Genomic DNA, 17,321 nt, shown 5'->3' with positions numbered 1-17,321 from the left:
TTTATGAGGAAGTTGAAGATTGTTAAGTTTAGCTTTACTTTAAGAGATAGGCTTAAAAAATCAAATTCATTTTTATTAAAGAACTTAATAACTTAAATAATCTTAATGGTTTAAGTTAAATATTTAAACAAATTAATTCAATCTAAAAAATTAAAAGTAAAGTATGATTATAGGAAAAGAAATTATAGAACAGCACAATAAAAATGAAGTTGAAAATTTTAATATAGATTTTGATTTTCTACACAATAAATTAACAAAAACAGGAGTTAACGTTTCTGAAATCGTCAATAAAATTGCTGATTTTCAGGTGGCCATTCCAAGTTGGGCATTGGGAGCAGGAGGAACACGTTTCGGAAGATTTTCTTACGGCGGAGAACCTGCAACTTTAGAACAGAAGCTTGATGATGTTGGATTAATTCATGCTTTGACGCATTCTGCAGGAGCCGTTTCTTTACATATTCCATGGGATATTCCAGGCGATGTGAAAGCAATCAAAGAAAAAGCCGCTTCTCACGGACTTGTTTTTGATGCGATGAATTCCAATACGTTTCAGGATCAGCCGGATGCAAAACACTCATATAAATTTGGGTCATTAAATTCCGTAAATGAAGATTCAAGAGCCTATGCCGTTGAACACAATAAAGAAGTGATCAGGATTGGGAAAGAATTGGATTCAAAAAGCCTAACCGTTTGGTTGGCAGACGGAGCTAGTTTTCCTGGACAATTGAATTTCCAGACGGCTTTGTCAAAAACAGAGCAGAGTTTAAAGGAAATCTACGCGGGAATGCCGGAAGACTGGAAATTATTCATCGAATATAAACCTTACGAGCCAAATTTCTATTCAACAACCATCCAGGATTGGGGAACATCTTTCATGTTGGCCAATGCTTGCGGGGAAAGAGCGTATACATTGGTCGATTTAGGGCATCATTTACCCAATTCAAACATTGAGCAAATTGTTGCGACATTAATGTATAAAGGAAAGTTGGGAGGTTTTCATTTCAACGACAGTAAATATGGAGATGATGATTTAACGGTGGGTTCTATCAAACCTTATGCGTTGTTCTTAATTTTCAATGAATTGGTATACGGAATGGAGAACAATCCTCAGAATCCTTATCCGGCCTGGATGATCGATGCAAGTCACAATATCAAAGATCCGTTGGAAGATTTGATCCAGTCTCTAGAAGCGATTTTAATTGCTTACGCACAGGCACTTTTGGTAGATCAGAAAGCATTGAAAGATGCACAGGTGAATAACGATGTTGTCCGTGCACAGGAGATTCTGCAAAACGCGTACAGAACAGATGTTCGTCCGTTACTAAGAGCTGCAAGATTACAGACAGGAGCAGCTCTGGATCCGATCGCGGCTTACAGAAACCTTAAAGTAAGAGAACATTTAATCTCTGAAAGAGGTTTGAATGCAAAAGCGACAGGATTATAACTTGTTTAGAATTGATAATTTGAACTTTCAGGTGCAATCGAAAGTTTTCAATTATATGTATCCTTATTTTTTTATCATTAAGGTTGAAAGTGTTTAGATTATTAAGATTTTAGGTGTAATACCTCAGGAACTAGTGGATTTTTCTAAATAAATTTTAATATCTGAACACTCCTTAATGGTGTGAAAATAATGATTGAAATAAATATAAAAATATAATTTATTCCTTGCGTGCTTAGTTAAGTGAAACGCCTTTGCAAACTTAAAAACGTATAGTTGTCAGAAAAAATCTTTGTGAACTTTGCGTTAAAATGAAATAGAAACAAACAGATAGTGCCATTAATGAGAAATATTCATAGCATTAGTGTTTAAAAAATAAAAAAAATTAATCCCAGGAATGTCTAAAAAAAAGGTAACCATCGTATTTGATATTGGAAAGACCAATAAAAAATTCTTTTTATTTGATAAAAATTATCAGGAAGTCGTTCGTGAGTACACAGAACTGCCGCTTACAACCGATGAAGACGGTTATCCTACAGAAGACCTTGCTGCATTACAAAACTGGATTAAAGATAATTTTAATGCGATTTTAGATGATGAAAATTTTGAAGTAAAAGCCATTAATTTCTCGACTTATGGAGCAAGTTTTGTGCATCTGGATCAGAAAGGAAATGTTCTGACGCCTTTATACAATTATACCAAACCGATGGATCAGGAAATTCTTGATCTGTTTTACGAAAAACACGGAAGCAAGCTGAAAATTGCACGCGAAACAGCTTCTCCACAAGCAGGAATGCTGAACTCTGGTTTACAATTATTCTGGTTAAAATATAAACATCCGGAAGTATTCAGGAAGATCCGTTACAGCCTTCATTTGCCTCAATATTTATCGTATTTATTTACCGGAATTTGTGTGTCGGAATTTACTTCAATCGGCTGCCATACCAATTTGTGGGATTACGATAAAGCAGATTATCATGACTGGGTGTACGAAGAAGAAATAGATGCTTTATTACCACCGATTGTACCGACTTCTGCAAGCATTAATACTTCTTACAGGAATAAAAAAATTAAAATAGGTGTTGGAATTCACGACAGTTCCTCTGCACTTTTACCCTATATTTTAAGTAAAAAAGAACCGTTTTTATTGCTTTCTACAGGAACCTGGAGCATTTCTTTAAATCCGTTCAATGATGAAAGTTTAACCGACGAAGATATCGAAAACAACTGTCTGAATTATATGCGGATAGATGGGAAACGGGTGAAAGCCTCCCGATTTTTCATGGGAAATGAATACAAAATTCAGGTGGAGAAACTGTGTGCTCATTATGGTAAAGAATATGGATTCCACAGGGAAGTTCAGTTTGATCAGGAATTGTATCTTCGTTTAATGAAGCATAAAGCGGTGTATTTCCGTTTTGAAGGGATTATTTTAAAAAGAAAAATGATCAGTGAGACCGATTTAAATTCTTTTGCTACTTTTGAAGAAGCCTATCATCAATTAATGATCGAATTAATGGATTTACAGATTCATACCATTAAAAATGCGATTGGAAATTCCGAAATCAAAACCATTTATATCGATGGCGGATTCACCGATAATGATGTATTTATGAAGCTGATGTCTCACCATTTTCAGGATTATCATGTGATGTCTACGCATTCACCATTAGGTTCTGCATTGGGAGCTTCAATGGTGATCTCGAATAAGAAAATCGACGATACTTTTTTACAGCAGCATTATCAGATGAAAGTGCTTCAACCTTTAATCCTTAATTTATAAAATATTTTAGTTGTTGGTTGATTGTTATCAGTGGATGGCAAATCTCAAAAACTAGCAACTACTAACCAACAATCAACAATCAACAATCCATTATGTCATTTCCATTTGATACCCGTTACGCTTCTCTTGAATTACTGATTGAAAAAGCCCGAAAAAGGATGCCTCGTTTCGCTTTTGAATATCTGGATGGAGGCTGTAACGAAAACATCAACAGAGATCGTAATACAAGCGAATTGAGAGAAGTTCTGCTTCGACCGCGTTATTTGAATAATAATTACGCAGAAGCCAATATGGAAACCGAATTATTCGGCGTAAAATATTCAGCCCCCTTCGGAATTTCGCCGGTTGGCTTGCAGGGTTTGATGTGGCCAAACGCTCCTGAAATTTTGGCAAAAGCGGCTTTTAAACATAATATTCCTTTCATTTTAAGTACTGTTACAACGAGCAGTATTGAAAGAATTGCAGAATTAACGGAAGGAAAAGCATGGTATCAGTTGTATCATCCAAGAGAAGAATGGTTAAGGGATGATATTCTCGATCGTTGTGAAGCTTCTGGCTATGATGTACTATGTGTGTTGTCTGATGTTCCTACTTTCGGTTACAGAGCCAAAGAAATCAGAAATGGTTTGGCAATGCCGCCTCAGTTGAATTTCAGAAATGTTTCTCAGGCGTTGGTAAAACCTCAATGGTGCTTAGAAATGCTCAAACATGGGGTTCCGAATTTTAAGACTATGGAAAAATATATGGATAAAAATATGAACGTGAAACAATTGGGGCAGTTCATGAATTCCACATTCTCGGGAAGATTGAATTCGGATAGAATCAAAGCCATCCGTGATAAATGGAAAGGAAAACTGGTCATTAAAGGAGTTGCTTCCGATGAAGATGCCGAAGAAGCCGTACGGTTGGGATTTGACGGAATGATTATTTCAAACCATGGCGGAAGGCAATTGGATGCCGGAGAATCTACAATTACAGTAGTAAAAGAAATCAGCGAAAAATATAAAGATAAAATTAAGATCATGATGGACAGTGGGATAAGAACCGGTCCGGATGTTGCCCGTGCTTTGAGTTGTGGTGCAGAATTTACCTTTATGGGAAGAACTTTTATGTATGCAGTCGGAGCTTTAGGTGACAAAGGCGGAGATCACATCATTGAAATGTTGAAAATGCAGTTCAGGCAGGTAATGGAACAGGTGTGCTGTGAAAAACCGGAAGATCTGCAGAACTTTAGAGTAAAGTAAGAATCAGTTTTGAGATTTAAATTATATTAAAGTTCGAAGAGATTTCTCTTGCGAACTTTTTTTATATTCAACGCGAAATGAACTTGTATTGAAACCTAAATTCATGAACAGTTTGTCCTTCTGACGAAGTAAGAATCTATAAATAAGGGTTGAGATTCTTCCTTCGTCAGAAGGACAATACCCAAAAAAGCTAACTTTGTAAGGTATTTATTTAGAATCTTGATATTATTTTTTCTTTTCAGATTTCACAGCCTGTCTCGCCAATAATTTCCAGTCATTCTTCACTTTAGCCCAAACTAATAAAATATCCAGTGTTACATCACCCGGAGCTTTTCCTGCATCAGCAGTCGTTGCATAAAAATGATGACGGACAATCGCCGTATTTCCAACAATATTCACAGTTTGATTTGTAATATCAATGGTTAAAAAGTCAGATTTTTTACTTACTAGTTTTTCTACGAATTCTTTGGCATCATCAATATGTCCTCCCGAATGTCCATAGGTTAATTCCGGTAGAATTAGGGATTCCAGCTCAGGTTTTTCTCCACTGATCATGGACAATCTTAATTTTTCCGCAGCAGCATTCACCGCATCTTTATCACTGATTTTCTGCGCTGAAGCAGTTATTGCCATTATAAAGCTCATGGCAAACATTAATTTTTTGATCATAATTGAATTATATAGTTTTAAAAGTTTTTTAGAAATTTAATGCAATCGATTGCGCTTTGAATAAATTTAAATAATTACATTTTAAAGAGAATCTCTCTGAATAAATTTAAACACATTATTCACGGATTCCTTTTTATTTTTTAAGATCATATACGCTGCAGATTCGCCCATAGCCTTAAAATCTGTAGTAATTACAGTAATTCCAAGCAATTCTTTCAAAGGGGTTTCGTTGTAGGAAATAATGCCGATATCTTCACCCAATTTCAAATTGTTTTGTCTTACCTGTTTTACGAGATTTACCAGATCACGCTCACGAATGGTGATGAAAATATCTTTCTGTAATTCCATATCGGGATAGATCTCGTCCAGAATTTCATAATCGAGTTTAAAATCCTTACAGAATTTTTCAAAACCACGTACAATACGGAAAGGATAGGGGTGTATGGATTTATCAGGATATACCAGGATAATTTTTTCATACTTCCTGATCTTATCTAAACCTTCCTCCAAAGCATCATAAATGTCGTGTTCAAAATCCTGGAAAATAGAACCGTACTCCCCTGAAATATTGGGTTTTGTATTATCCAGCATCAGCAGTTTATTTTTTGGGATTTTTTCGATTATATCGATCACTTCCTGTGTTGAGCTTGTATGTTTTGATTGTTCATCCCGGAAATGCGGCATGATTACATAATAATCGAATCCGCCAAGATTTTTCTTTAATGAATTGACGAAAAGGGTTTCATCACAATGATAAATATACATCTCCACATTTCCTTTGGTACCGATTGCATTCACGAAATAATTATAAATCATCATTTTATAAGTACTCGGTTTGTTGATCAGAAAGAAGATATTGATAATGTCATTCTTATTGACACGGGAAATATAATATCCTTTGCCTTTTACAGATTCGATGATTTGCCTTTTCCTCAGCTCTTTATAGGCTTTTTCCACGGTATCCCGTGAAAGAAAACAGGATTCACTAAGCTCATTGATGGAAGGGATTTTTTCTCCGATCTGGATCTCTCCGCCATCAATTCCATTCAGAATAGAATCTACAATCTGCTTGTATTTCGGAACTCTTGAATGTTCATTAATGTAAATTTCGAATGTTTCTGCCATGGCTTTAAATAAAAGGATATTAGCATCAAATTCTGAAATAACTCCAAAATTTGACTTACAATCATGGGAGACAAGTTACGAATTTTTTATAAGTTATTCTTTAGTGATGTTAAATTAAGGCAACGATATTGTTAACTAACCTTGATTAAAAACAAAGTTATTATATTCAAGTAAAATTAAAATGATATTAAAATGGAATCAGAGTTAATAGATTTAGAACTTAAAATCAATGAGATGCTGGATGAGTTTCAACACAAACATAATTGCGTGATTGGCGTTCTCAATGAGGATTACACTCTTTTTGATAATGACAAAGCTCACGATGGTATAAGAGGTTCTTTAGTACAGCTATCTGTTGTACCAATAGAGGAAAAAACCGAAGATTAAAAGCAGTTATTATAAATCAAGAAACAAGGCAGGATTTAACTCTTCCTCAAACTCAGAAGTATCTAATTCATCTAATTCAGTTGATGGCTCAACAGCGGTGGTGATTGCTTTAGGCGTATGAGTAGCAATATCTTTATTATAAAGTTGTAATAACTCAAGTAAAATATTAATATTATTCATTTTTAAATATTTATTATTTAGAAAGGAGGCTCTGAGAAAGCCTCCTTTCGTCATATAAAGATAGCAAATAAATCTTAATTTTTCATTATCTCCTTAATATTTATCCAATCATCAACTTGATCCTTCAAAGGTCGTGTTCGTTGACCTAATGGAGAGCAATGCTGTACGATAAATAGAGTCTTATTGTTAGGTAATTTGATAGGTTCTCCAATTGCTTGTGAAATTGTTTCTTTAGGAATGATATTATAGATGGAGCATAAGGCTTTATAAGCAACTTTCCCCATAACGATTATGTATTTAGGATCAACTATATCTATAAGTTCTTTGAGATAATCAATAGTTTCAAGACACCAAGCCTCTTTCACTGGTTTACTCATATTTGTTACATCACTTTGTTTAATGCCTAAAATTGCATTAGTGAAAAACAATTTATGTGTATTGCTGTTTGGTGTGTAATCTATTTCATGAAACGGATAACCTAAAATGTTGAAAAATTCAATTATCTTTTTATTAGTGGCGGTCTTCTTTTCTTTCTCCCAATTATTTGATAAATTAGATTGCAATGACACTGTATCACTAAAATCTTGTCCAATGAACATAATATCAGCGTTGAGATCATTATGCCATAATTCCCATGGATTAATAACTTCAAAGTTAAATCCATCAATATTGTGAGGATTGACCAGTTCAAGGTCTTTGAATTGATGAGTTTTGAATTTCGCTACTAAATTATTGTAGCGGATTAATTTTTTCATTGTGGTAATTTTGAACGTTAATAACAGACCTAAAATAAACAGGACGCAACCTAAATTCTTCTGTCGTTCAGGGCTTACCACAGCCATTAGTACAAAAGACAAAGTTGCGCCCATTTCTGGACGTATCAATGTCATAAGTTGTACTAATTGTATTTGTGGTAATTTAGAACGACAACATTATGAGATACAAATGTTTTATGTTAATTCTTGTCTACTATAAGCTAATGTTTAAATAGTTATGAAATTAAATCTTTATATGTTAATCTGCAATTAAAACATTGAAATAAATTCGTTTCAAAAATACCCTCATTTTCTTTCTTACGCAAATTATATCTAAAGCACATTTCACGGCAATATCTCATCAAGTATTTTTTGCTCACACTATGATAGATACCAATAATACTTCTTTTTAACCAACTCCAAAAACCTTCTATACTGTTGTATGAATGTCACCATTGGCATATTGATAAGCTCCATGATTAACAACCTTATGAGTGAAGAATTTGTTTAATCCTAAATAGGCTCTATATTCATCTGTATTTACGATGGCATTTTCAGCAACTTTTGCTTTAATAATAGCTTGAAGTCCTTTTTTGGGTAGTTGTTTAGCGTGAAAGGTAATAACGCCGCTTTCACGGCTTAAAATGCCAAATATTGCTGATTTATCGGCTAATGAACGACCTTGAGAATTAGGAATTCGTTTGCTCCAATGACGATTTTTATTCTTACCCCCTACATATGTTTCATCTATTTCAATAATACCATTCATAACCCTTTTGAAATCAGGATTATTATTCATTGCGAATCTAATACGGTGTAGTAAAAACCAAGCATTTGGCTGAGTTATGTCTAAATCACGTGCTAATTGATGTGAAGAAATCCCCTTTTTATGTGAAGCGAAAAGATAAATGGCAACAAACCATTTTTTAAGAGGAATGTGAGAGCGTTCAAAAATAGTATTCTTGGTTACACTAAAATTCCGTTTGCAATTTGCGCACTTATAAGTTCTATTATCTTTGAACTTATATATTTTTTCAGTACTACCACAATGAGGACAATCAATATGTCCATTCCAGCGTATTGATTCTAAATATTCTATACACTTTTCCTCAGTAGGAAACTTTTGGATTAGACTTAAAATCCCTTTTGGAGAATTATTCATAATAAAAGCTTTTTATATGTAATAACTTCCCTTTTAACTATGATGAACTAAAAAGGTTATTTTACATATAAAAAGCTTCGGAAACGCTGATAAATAAAGTATTTATAAAATTTCTTCTAATACGAAATCAATATTCATCATTGCTTTTTCAGTTTGATTAGCAGGAAGGTCTTTAAGTATTATTTCTAATGCTTCAATCACTTTAATTCCAGCGAACTCTTTCATTGCTTCAATAATATTAGTTTTATTCAAATCAGAATAATTATCTAATATCGTTTCGGGTGTTATTTTGTTATCCTCCATAAGATAGATAACTATGATTAATCTTAAAAAAGAAAAAAGGATTTTAAATTAAATCAAGGTTAGTTATCAATATCATTACCTAAATTAATAATGATCCATTTAGTAAACTTAAGAATTGAATTTGAATAGGAGAAAGTGGTATATTTTAAATAAACCAGTCATGGATTAAATTCCAAAATAAAATAACTAATCTCAGATACAAAAAAGGCCTGCTCGTTTCAGAACAGACCTCGGTTTAAGCATGAATGTGAAATTTTTTTAAGGCATTTTCTTAAAGCCTTCTGCTTTTATTTTCCATGTACCGTCCTTTGGAAAGCCCGGGAATTCTCCTGCAGAATTGTCCCATCCTTCCAGCATCATAGCAACAGTCGTTAAAACACCATCGTTTCCAGGAAGATAAATTCTCAGTCTTCCGTCCTGATAATTATGTCCGTTTTTCAGGTAGGTATTCGTTTGAATATTCATGAATAAAGCATCCAGAGCTTTATTGGGTAATCCTAATCTTGCTGCAGTCATGGCGGTCATTGGAAAATCCCAACCCCAGGTATGTTTCCAGTTCCATCTTTCCCAGACGATATCCAGCGTATTTTTCATGATTTTTTTATCCAGTTTCGGAGATTCGGGAACCATTCCTAAAGCTCCCAAAACAGAAGGATGATCGGTCATCCACTTAGGAAATGTGAAAGAATCTTTTGCCGATTCAGTCGACAAATAAACATTATCCTGAGCCGGAAGTGGAGCCAATTTTGAAATCACATCATCCCATTTTTTATCTCTAGGTTGGCCCAGTCTTTCTTTCCATTGCTGAGCTACTTTCAATGCCCAATCCCAATACGCCAATTCATAAGTCGGGTTGTAGGTGTCTTTTGCAGGGAAAACTTCCTGTGCAGGAATCACACCTTTTCCAAGATTGTAACGGTTTTTCTCTTTATCATAAGTCGCAAAGTCAGCCATAAATTCTGCTGTTGCAAAAACCAGATCCTTATATTTTTCTAGGACTTTTTTATCTTTATTATTTCGATATAAAAGTTCGGTCATATAGATTAAATGCGGCTGTTCCCAAATCAAAAATGCAGCAACAGAAGACGGACTTTCATTCCCTTCGTTATCCGACATCTTGATCCATCGGACTCCTTTATATCCTTGTCTTTCAGCTAACTTTTTTGCTTTTTCAAATGATCTAAAGTAATAATCCAACTGCTTTTCCAAAATTTCAGGTCTTCCCCACAAAGCATAGTGAACGCCATGCCACCAATGCATTTCCGTATGAGGTTTTCCGTACCAGCTGTTGAAGGTTAAACCTGTTTCCTGAGGCGGATTGCTTCCTCCACACTGAACTTTCGTTAAATATTCGGACAAAATAACCCTGCGTTCCAATTCATTCGCTCTTTTATCAGTACTTCCTTCAAAATCAACGGCTGCACCGCTTTCCCAGAAGTTTTTCCAGCCGGATGTGCTTTCCTTTTCTGCATCGGTAAATAAGCTTTTGCCTGATTTTGGATTTTTAGCTGAAAATTCAACCGTCAGTTCAAGGATTTTGCTTTTAGCAGAAGGTTCATAAACGAAATGATGCTTTCCTGTCTCGCTTAATTTTCCATCGGTAAAATACAACTGGGTAAAATAATCGGCCGTTTGTAATGTATGCTCAATTAATCCCTGAGTTGCATTTGATGAAATAATTTTTGTTGAATGCTGATCTTCATTTCCATAAAATGCGGCTTCATCTAAGAATTGTCCGCTGGGATAGGGATAATGGGTGAAAACTTTAAGTCTTTTTTGAGGAATTAAATCTGACTCAATTTTAACCCCGATTTTATCCGAATTTTGAAAAGAAGCCGTCCAAACTTTTACAGGAGTTCCTTCCAAAGTAAATTCACTTGTAATAATTCCTGTCCACAAATCAATTTTCTGATTGATGTTCTGTAAATCTGAAACTTTAGCTTTCTGACCGTCTTTTTTATACAATTCAATTCCAACATTTCCCAATTGCAGACGATGCTGATTCACACGAAAATATTCAACAGCCTTTTTGTTGCGTTCCGGGTCTTTGATCTGGACGCTGTACAATGCTTTTCGCCCGTCATTATTAAAATCGTAAGGCTTTAACGTTTCTTCAAATTTATAATCTTCAGTATTGGGAAAACTGTTCCATCCCCATTCTGACTGCGTTCCCAACGAGACTCCGTTTTTATAATATTTCGGGAACGACTGCATTCCGGTTATGTCAACAGTGTAGGCGAATTTTCCGTTTCCTACCGTTAAAGAGGAGAGAGTATCCGCTTTGGTATTGATTATATTATGACGCTGAACTACCTTCTTACGGTCGATCTTCTGGGCATTGAGAGGAGAAAATCCGATGCAGAACAGACTTAGGTATATGGTTATTTTCTTCATTTTTAAATTATTTCTTTAATTGACTCTTGTCATTCTGACTGAAACGAAGTGAAAAGAAGAATCTTTCAATTATCAACAGATTCCTCGTTCCTCGGAATGACAAACCGCCAGTTCTATTTTATTATTAATAATTATAACTATTTCAAAACAGTGGCACTCATCATTCCGATCACTACGTCGTTACTTACCGCTGTCAGTTTTACAGATTTTAATTCTTTATTTGGGTCAAGTGGTATATCCAGAATCGTGGCAGCGCCACCATCAACCTGACGGTCTGTAAATCCTTTGATGCTGGAATAGTTGCTCAAACTTCCGCCTTTGTACAGTTCTCCCGTTTTCAGTTGAACTCTGTAAGGAATTTTATCATCCGGAATTTCAAACGCAAAATTATCATCAAACAGATCCTGTTCAATCGGCCACCAATTCACCGGATTTTTCAATTCCAATTCTGAAGTTGAACTATCAACATATTGAACGGTAATTTTCCCGTTAATAATTTGTGACTGCATCGGATTGGTAGAGCCCGCCATCAGGAAATAGATCTTTTTTGCTCTGCCGGAAACCGGAACTTCAACCGATTTCGGATAATTGTCCCATTGACTAACGAAGACTATATTTTTATCCGTTTTATCAATTAAAAAAGGAATTCCTAAGAAATCAACTTTGTTATTTATTCTTTTATTCATCAATCCGGAATCATCGATTTGAGCGGTAATCAATGGATAACACCAGTTTCCGATTCCCTGCCACGGAAGTTGTAGAGTAGGGACTTTCAGCCTTGGCGAAAGGTATTTCTGATTGAAAATCTCAGTAACTTTTTCATTGTATTTTGAAGCTAATGAGATCGTATTGAACTGACCTTGATTTTCAATTTCCCAGTCTGTGATCTCAATATTCTGTTTAATTCCGTTGTATTCGAGTTCTATGGAATTGGTTCCTTTGCTTAAAGCATCGGCCGGAATTTCAATCCATGCAGTTTGTCCTTGTTGAACTAAAAAGGTTTTATTTAAACCATTAATACTCAGTTTTCCATTAATTGGATTCGATAATTTTGATTGAATCTGAAGTTTTTTATTCACCCATTTTGTCTCTAGAGGAAAACGAATATCCACATTCACAGGTAGCCACCAAGTTGTTCCATTCTGTTCGACCTGAACGAAAAATGTTCCTTTTCTTTCTTCTTTAGGGAGTTCAAATTGTGGACTGACCACCCCGTTTTCTCCCTTCGGTCGAATCCACCCCTCCGGAGGAGGGGAATTTTTGATTAGTCCTTGCGGATCGTAGACTTGCTTTATTTTCTTTTTTGAATCAAAATTCAACTGAAAATTTTCAGAAATATAATTGATGTAATCCGTCTGTTCATTTTTTATTTCTTCTCCCAAATAATTGATTTCAATCTTAAAATCTTTTCCTATAGGTGTTTCAAACTGAATAATCGGTTGTAAAATAGAATTGGATTTAATTTTCCAGTCTATCTTTTTGCCATTTACTTTTACCGATTGTATATTGGAATAATTCACAGGGATCTGCATTTCCAATGCCACCGGATTCTGATATTTTGATGTGAAAATATATTCTGTTTTATTCGAAGTTCTTTTAAACTGATATTCCCAGTCCGGAAGTTTCAAGGATGTAGAATTCCAATCTTTTGGAAATCCGGGGTTGATACTGATTTTATTCTCAAGCAAGTTTGGATATACTCCGAAAAGTCCTTCTGTCAAAGTTCTTGAAGCCACACCAATCGGGTCGGCAAAATCGCGGTACAGTTCTCCACGGAAAGCATCATAATGAGAAAGCTGCTGGAAGTTTCCGGGGCTTATTCCGTAATACATACTTTCAACTAGATTTCCCTTCCAAAGTTGATAGGCATCTTCATTTCTTCCGGCTTGCCAGTACGCTAAAGCCGTCTGTAAATTTTCCGCTAAAGCAACATTGTTAATCGACCAGTCATAAGGCTGCCAATTGGTTGTTGATAAAGTATAATAGTCTTTATTTACCGCTCCTTTTACTGTGATCGGGATTTTAGGAGTATAATTACTGATGTATTGTAAGTTCTGATAATTTTCAAATTCATCCAGAATATAAGCATCTGAAACATGATAAATTGACCAGATTCCAGGTTTGTCGTGAATAATTTGATTGCCTAAAGCATCTTTGTATTCTGCAAAATAGCCTTTGTTCTTAATCCAAAGCTGATTTTTCATCGCTTTTATAATGTCATCGGCTTCCTGTTCATAAGGTTGAGGGTTTTCACCTATGATCTTTGCGAGTTTCGCCATTTCACGGTTGGCTCTGTAGTTATAGGCCGAAGTATGCGTCACTTTTCCCCCTGAATACTGTAACGCATCACTCGCCCAAATCGCGGCATAGGCATCATACAGATCACCCCGTTTGAAATTCCGTTTTTCCCAATTCATATGACGAACCATTGTCGGCCACATTTTCTTCAAAAGCTCTTTATCTCCGGTATAATTGAAATGGGAGAATAACTGATCAAAAAACACCAGATTCATATTGTAATGATGCGGTTTTGTATTGTCGTTTGGGTTCCTCGAAATGTATCCGCTCGAGAAAACTGAAGTTCCCATTTTTTCCGCACTTCTAGCCAAATGTAATAACGTGTCCATTTCCACAGGTGCAGAATCGGGTTTCAAAACCTGTGAATTGGCATAACTTTCAAAGTGTTCTTTTGCCCGGTCGTGCCAACTCAATGCATCGGCTGTGTAAGCGCCACGCCACGCATTCAGTCGCATTCTCCACGCTACAGCACCGTGTAAAAAGGTCGGACTTTCCCAGATTCCGTCTGCGGCTACTGCTAAATTGGTTCCGAATTGAGTTAAATCTGCATCCGGAATCTTTAATTGAATTCGATTGGTTAAAATGAGGCGCGATTTCTCGGCTTCATTAAAGATATTTTTCAATTCTTCATCCGAAAGGTTTTTAGCTAATTTTCCTTTGGCAACCTGAATGTAAACCGGATTTTTCTGTGAAGAATAAGAAGCGTAAACAATCGGGGATTTTTCCGTTTTATTTTGAGTGAGTTCAAAGAGTAGGTCTAACGTTTTAGCATCAGTTGATTGCAATGAATTAATTCCTGAAAAACTTCCGTTAACAATCTGATTTTCTTTTTTCTTATTTAAATAAGTAAGCTGAAAATGGTTTTTATTGATTTGAAACTGATTCTGCAGGCAATATTCAGGGAGTAAGTAAAATCCGGATTCCGGATCCGCGCCGATATCGCCGTTCCTGCTGAAAGTCGTTCCGCTTGCGCCGCCATAAACTGCATAGATTTTTGTTGAAGCATCTATATTGACAGTTTCCATTTTTACAACCAAACCTTCTTCTTTCGCTTGTGCTAAAACGGTTAATTTTAAACTTCCGCTTCCAAGAATAGGATCTTGAATTTCATACAGCATCGTTCCTGGACGATAACGGGTTTCAATGTTGTCAGCGTTAATTAATTTTTTAATTGACTTTCCTTTCTGAATGATGAATTGTAGATTTCCGCCCATTCCCGGAAGATAGAGCGCAAATTCCGGCAGATCTCCGGCTTCTACACGCGAAGCACGATGATCACCGTATAATGCTCGATTGAAACGGTATTTTCCGTTGACCAATAAAAAATCACCTTTGTCTTCTTTATAATGCAGCTCACGGTCATTATTCTGCCAGTGTTTTGACTGGGAATAAGAATGTGAAATTGCGGATAAAAAAATCAGTCCGGTGAAAATGGATTTTCTTCGCATTTTAAGGCTTTAGCTCGGTTAAAGGTTTTCCGTTTACACTTACGTTTTTCAATGTGACATTTTTCAAATAATCCACTTTATACGGAATCTCGATACCGTTCATTTTAGAATTGATCATCGTAAAATCGGTGACCGGAGAAGATTCATAAGCATCGGAGAATACAGCATATTTTCCTCCTTTTTCAACCGTCAGGTTTTCCACCCAGATATTTCTGATGGTAGGAATAAAGTTACCGGGTTTTTCATAATGCATATTGAAACGGACCGCTGCTTCTTTGTAAGCGCCTACTTTGGTATTGTAAAAAAATACATTTTCGATGATTCCGCCACGGCTTGAGCTGGTTTTGATTCTTAAAGCCCTTTCCAGATTTTTACTGTCCATGATATTGCCAATCGCGTAAATGTTTTTGGCGCCTCCTGCAATTTCACTTCCAATTACCACTCCTCCGTGACCGTCTTTCATTTCGCAATTTTCTATGATATGATTTTCGGCCGGTCTTCCGATATCTCTTCCGTCTTCATCTCTTCCTGATTTAATGGCGATACAGTCATCTCCGGTATCAAAATAGCAGTCTGTGATCCATACATTTTTGCAGGCTTCGGGATCGCACCCATCATTATTCGGGCCGTGACTGATTACTTTTACCCTTTCGATCAATACATTTTCGCACAGAACAGGATTCAGATTCCACATCGGGGAGTTTTTAACCAAGACATCTGCCATCCAGAAGTTTTTGCATCGGTAAGGCTGCACAAAATTGGGTCTTAAATAATGTCCGTCACCAAAAATTCTTTCTTTTGCAGGTTTTCTCTGCGCCATATATTCGTGAAGTTTTGCACGTGCCGGATTTTGTCTTCCCGAACGGGATTCGTTATAGCCATATTTTGCGGCACCGCACCAAAACCACCAGTTGTCCATATCTGCATTTCCATCCAATGTTCCTTCTCCGGTTACGGCAATATTTTCTTCTTCATAAGCATAGATTAAGGAGGAATAGTTCATGCATTCCATCCCTTCCCATCTCGTGAAAACGATAGGGTAGTCGTTGCTGTCCTGGCTGAACAGAATGGTAGCGTCTTTGCTTACATAAAGATTGACATTACTTTTTAAATAGATAGCCCCGGTTAAAAAAATACCTTTAGGCACTACGACTCTTCCGCCACCTTCTGCATTGCATTTTTCAATCGCTTTCTTAAATGCTTCGGTATTTTTGGTTTTTCCATCTCCAATGGCTCCAAAATCTGTGATGAGGTAATCTTTTTTTCTAAAATTGGGCTTCACAATCTGCTGTTTGAGCGCTTCAATTTCTTTTAAAGGCTGCTGTGCGGAAGTCCAGGGTTTATATTGAGCCGAAAACGGTACCGATAATGCTAAGAGTAAAAAGAATAAGGCATATTTTTTCATAAGGTCAGGTTTTAAGAGGCTATTGCAGCTATTTTCCTTTATGTATCGCAATCTAAACCAATTATGTTTAAAAATTATCCTGCACTGTCGGCAAAGTAAAAATATTTTAAGGTTTATGAGAAATAGTGAAATTTTAAATCGATAGTATAAAATAAAAATCGCCTTAAAATTAAGACGATTCTTATTAAAGGTATTCCTAATAGGTTGCTTATTCTGCAGCAAACTTTTCTACTGCTTCCTTGGCAACAGGCGTAAAAAAATTAATCAAATTTCCGTCAGGATCTCTGAATAATAATGATCTGTTTCCCCAAGGCATTGTGGTAGGCTCCTGCACTACAGAAGATGATAAGTAGGTTTTTAAACGTTCAAATTCATTGTCTACGTCATCAACCCAAAATTCTATGATGGCCGTTTTATTGTCTGCAGGTCTTGCCACGCTCTCTCCTCCGAAAAATTGTAGAGTATTAATACTTCCGATAGCAATTGTTGCTGTTGCTGTTTTCAATTCTGCGAAATCAGGAGTATATTGAATGGCGTGAATCCCTGTTATTTTTTCATAAAACCGGATTAGGCTTTCTACATTGGCTGTAATAATACGTGTTGATACTAACTTCATTTTTTTAATTTTAAAATTGTAAGACAAAAATAGAAGGGGATTGTGACATGAGTCTGTCAGTAGTTCTTTCTTTTTTTTAATATTGTTTTTAATCTTGGATAAAGAGGGTTT

At 35.8% G+C, this 17,321-nt stretch carries 14 protein-coding genes; 4 read left to right on the top strand and 10 right to left on the bottom strand.

The features are described from left to right. Window positions 1-163 precede the first annotated feature (163 nt). The 3 genes from P0Y62_05555 to P0Y62_05545 all read left to right on the top strand — a co-directional run bounded on the left by P0Y62_05555 (window position 164) and on the right by P0Y62_05545 (window position 4,468). A complete protein-coding gene (locus P0Y62_05555) occupies window positions 164-1,444 on the top strand; it encodes a sugar isomerase (GenBank protein ID WEK71022.1) in 1,281 nt (426 codons plus the stop codon). Window positions 1,445-1,838: 394 nt separating this feature from the next. Further along, on the top strand, window positions 1,839-3,224 hold the full coding sequence (locus P0Y62_05550) for an FGGY family carbohydrate kinase (protein ID WEK71021.1): 1,386 nt from the start codon (window positions 1,839-1,841) through the stop codon (window positions 3,222-3,224). Between the two features lie 92 nt (window positions 3,225-3,316). After that, window positions 3,317-4,468, top strand: coding sequence for an alpha-hydroxy acid oxidase (locus P0Y62_05545; GenBank protein ID WEK71020.1), 1,152 nt, complete (start codon window positions 3,317-3,319; stop codon window positions 4,466-4,468). A 225-nt stretch (window positions 4,469-4,693) separates the two neighbouring features. On the opposite strand, the gene P0Y62_05540 is transcribed toward P0Y62_05545, so the two are convergent. Next, complete coding sequence (locus P0Y62_05540) at window positions 4,694-5,137, bottom strand: nuclear transport factor 2 family protein (protein ID WEK71019.1); 444 nt, start codon at window positions 5,135-5,137, stop codon at window positions 4,694-4,696. 81 nt (window positions 5,138-5,218) lie between these two features. Then, window positions 5,219-6,262 (bottom strand): GntR family transcriptional regulator, encoded by a 1,044-nt coding sequence (locus P0Y62_05535; protein WEK71018.1) that lies wholly within the window; start codon window positions 6,260-6,262, stop codon window positions 5,219-5,221. Between the two features lie 192 nt (window positions 6,263-6,454). Here P0Y62_05535 and P0Y62_05530 point away from each other — a divergent pair, with 192 nt between their 5' ends. Next, window positions 6,455-6,649 (top strand): hypothetical protein, encoded by a 195-nt coding sequence (locus tag P0Y62_05530; protein WEK71017.1) that lies wholly within the window; start codon window positions 6,455-6,457, stop codon window positions 6,647-6,649. Between the two features lie 9 nt (window positions 6,650-6,658). Here the strand turns inward: P0Y62_05530 and P0Y62_05525 are convergent, their stop codons facing one another. The 8 genes from P0Y62_05525 to P0Y62_05490 all read right to left on the bottom strand — a co-directional run bounded on the left by P0Y62_05525 (window position 6,659) and on the right by P0Y62_05490 (window position 17,210). Further along, window positions 6,659-6,829, bottom strand: coding sequence for a hypothetical protein (locus P0Y62_05525; GenBank protein ID WEK71016.1), 171 nt, complete (start codon window positions 6,827-6,829; stop codon window positions 6,659-6,661). Between the two features lie 74 nt (window positions 6,830-6,903). Further along, window positions 6,904-7,584 carry a uracil-DNA glycosylase family protein gene (locus P0Y62_05520; protein WEK71015.1) on the bottom strand — a complete coding sequence of 227 codons (681 nt, stop codon included), beginning with the start codon at window positions 7,582-7,584 and terminating at the stop codon, window positions 6,904-6,906. A 430-nt stretch (window positions 7,585-8,014) separates the two neighbouring features. Continuing rightward, the gene (locus P0Y62_05515; GenBank protein ID WEK71014.1) at window positions 8,015-8,746 is read right to left on the bottom strand and encodes an IS1595 family transposase; all 732 of its coding nucleotides are present in this window, start codon (window positions 8,744-8,746) and stop codon (window positions 8,015-8,017) included. Window positions 8,747-8,848: 102 nt separating this feature from the next. Next, a complete protein-coding gene (locus P0Y62_05510; GenBank protein WEK71013.1) occupies window positions 8,849-9,049 on the bottom strand; it encodes a hypothetical protein in 201 nt (66 codons plus the stop codon). 258 nt (window positions 9,050-9,307) lie between these two features. Beyond that, on the bottom strand, window positions 9,308-11,443 hold the full coding sequence (locus tag P0Y62_05505; GenBank protein WEK71012.1) for a hypothetical protein: 2,136 nt from the start codon (window positions 11,441-11,443) through the stop codon (window positions 9,308-9,310). 137 nt (window positions 11,444-11,580) lie between these two features. Further along, complete coding sequence (locus P0Y62_05500) at window positions 11,581-15,189, bottom strand: DUF4450 domain-containing protein (GenBank protein WEK71011.1); 3,609 nt, start codon at window positions 15,187-15,189, stop codon at window positions 11,581-11,583. 1 nt (window position 15,190) lies between these two features. Next, window positions 15,191-16,594 carry a glycoside hydrolase family 28 protein gene (locus tag P0Y62_05495; protein ID WEK71010.1) on the bottom strand — a complete coding sequence of 468 codons (1,404 nt, stop codon included), beginning with the start codon at window positions 16,592-16,594 and terminating at the stop codon, window positions 15,191-15,193. A gap of 208 nt (window positions 16,595-16,802) precedes the next feature. After that, complete coding sequence (locus P0Y62_05490; protein WEK71009.1) at window positions 16,803-17,210, bottom strand: VOC family protein; 408 nt, start codon at window positions 17,208-17,210, stop codon at window positions 16,803-16,805. Window positions 17,211-17,321 lie beyond the last annotated feature (111 nt).

The sequence above is a fragment of the Candidatus Chryseobacterium colombiense genome (genome assembly GCA_029203185.1).
Taxonomy (GTDB): domain Bacteria; phylum Bacteroidota; class Bacteroidia; order Flavobacteriales; family Weeksellaceae; genus Chryseobacterium; species Chryseobacterium colombiense.
The sequence above is the reverse complement of the archived record's forward strand: the minus strand, read 5'-3'. Positions and strand labels throughout refer to the sequence as shown.

Coding starts and splice junctions, on each gene's coding strand:
- P0Y62_05555 (WEK71022.1), top strand. CDS start 164: ATGATTATAGGAAAAGAAATTATAGAACAGCACAATAAAAATGAAGTT.
- P0Y62_05550 (WEK71021.1), top strand. CDS start 1,839: ATGTCTAAAAAAAAGGTAACCATCGTATTTGATATTGGAAAGACCAAT.
- P0Y62_05545 (WEK71020.1), top strand. CDS start 3,317: ATGTCATTTCCATTTGATACCCGTTACGCTTCTCTTGAATTACTGATT.
- P0Y62_05540 (WEK71019.1), bottom strand. CDS start 5,137: ATGATCAAAAAATTAATGTTTGCCATGAGCTTTATAATGGCAATAACT.
- P0Y62_05535 (WEK71018.1), bottom strand. CDS start 6,262: ATGGCAGAAACATTCGAAATTTACATTAATGAACATTCAAGAGTTCCG.
- P0Y62_05530 (WEK71017.1), top strand. CDS start 6,455: ATGGAATCAGAGTTAATAGATTTAGAACTTAAAATCAATGAGATGCTG.
- P0Y62_05525 (WEK71016.1), bottom strand. CDS start 6,829: ATGAATAATATTAATATTTTACTTGAGTTATTACAACTTTATAATAAA.
- P0Y62_05520 (WEK71015.1), bottom strand. CDS start 7,584: ATGAAAAAATTAATCCGCTACAATAATTTAGTAGCGAAATTCAAAACT.
- P0Y62_05515 (WEK71014.1), bottom strand. CDS start 8,746: ATGAATAATTCTCCAAAAGGGATTTTAAGTCTAATCCAAAAGTTTCCT.
- P0Y62_05510 (WEK71013.1), bottom strand. CDS start 9,049: ATGGAGGATAACAAAATAACACCCGAAACGATATTAGATAATTATTCT.
- P0Y62_05505 (WEK71012.1), bottom strand. CDS start 11,443: ATGAAGAAAATAACCATATACCTAAGTCTGTTCTGCATCGGATTTTCT.
- P0Y62_05500 (WEK71011.1), bottom strand. CDS start 15,189: ATGCGAAGAAAATCCATTTTCACCGGACTGATTTTTTTATCCGCAATT.
- P0Y62_05495 (WEK71010.1), bottom strand. CDS start 16,594: ATGAAAAAATATGCCTTATTCTTTTTACTCTTAGCATTATCGGTACCG.
- P0Y62_05490 (WEK71009.1), bottom strand. CDS start 17,210: ATGAAGTTAGTATCAACACGTATTATTACAGCCAATGTAGAAAGCCTA.